Below are 900 nucleotides of genomic sequence, written 5' to 3'. Positions count from 1 at the left end.
AGTAATCTGTTTGGTAGCAATTTTGCTAATTGAGATTTTATGTGATCAATATCAATGTTCTCAGGAAATACTTCATCAAGTCCTGTAAAATCAGTTTCAAGTGAACGGAAAGCTTTCTGTAGTGACTCATTAAAAGTGCGGCCTATAGACATCACTTCTCCCACTGATTTCATGGAGGTTGATAATTCACAATTCGTCCCCTTAAATTTCTCAAACTCAAATCGAGGAATTTTAGTGACGATATAATCAATCACTGGTTCGAATGCTGCTGGTATTATTGGAGCACAGTCGTTACGTATTTCGTCGAGCGAATAGCCAATAGCAAGTTTAGTTACAACTTTTGCAATAGGATAGCCTGTTGCTTTCGAAGCAAGTGCAGAAGAGCGAGAAACCCTTGGATTCATCTCAATCACAACGAGGCTTCCATCTTCTTTAGGATTCACTGCAAATTGAACATTTGCACCACCGGCACTAACATCAATTTCTCTCAGCACTGCTATAGATGCATTTCTCATCTGTTGGTATTCTACGTCACGCAGAGTCAAAGCAGGAGCAACCGTAATACTATCTCCGGTGTGCACTCCCATCGGATCAACATTTTCTATCGAACAGACTATTATGCAGTTATCTTTACAATCGCGGATAACTTCCATTTCATACTCTTTCCAGCCGATAATTGATTCATCTATCTGAACTTCATTTATTGGCGAAATTTTGAGAGCACTTTCTGCGATATTGAAAAACTCCTCTTTATTATATGCTATGCCACTACCTGCACCACCAAGAGTGAATGATGAACGAATGATTGCTGGTAATCCAACGTAATCCAAAGCCTTTTTTATTTGTTCTTGATTTTTTATAATGATACTTTTGGGGTATTTCAGTCCTATTCAATCCATG

1 pseudogene is annotated in these 900 nt (G+C 38.4%); it reads right to left on the bottom strand.

Annotated features, from left to right (window positions below):
* Nucleotides 1–900 (bottom strand): annotated as a pseudogene (locus WG67_RS08875) (ATP-binding protein); the annotation flags it as partial.

Origin of the sequence: Wolbachia endosymbiont of Drosophila incompta (assembly GCF_001758565.1) — a bacterium.
In the GTDB taxonomy this organism is placed as follows: Bacteria; Pseudomonadota; Alphaproteobacteria; order Rickettsiales; family Anaplasmataceae; genus Wolbachia; species Wolbachia pipientis.
This window is presented reverse-complemented; position numbering and strand designations above follow the sequence as displayed.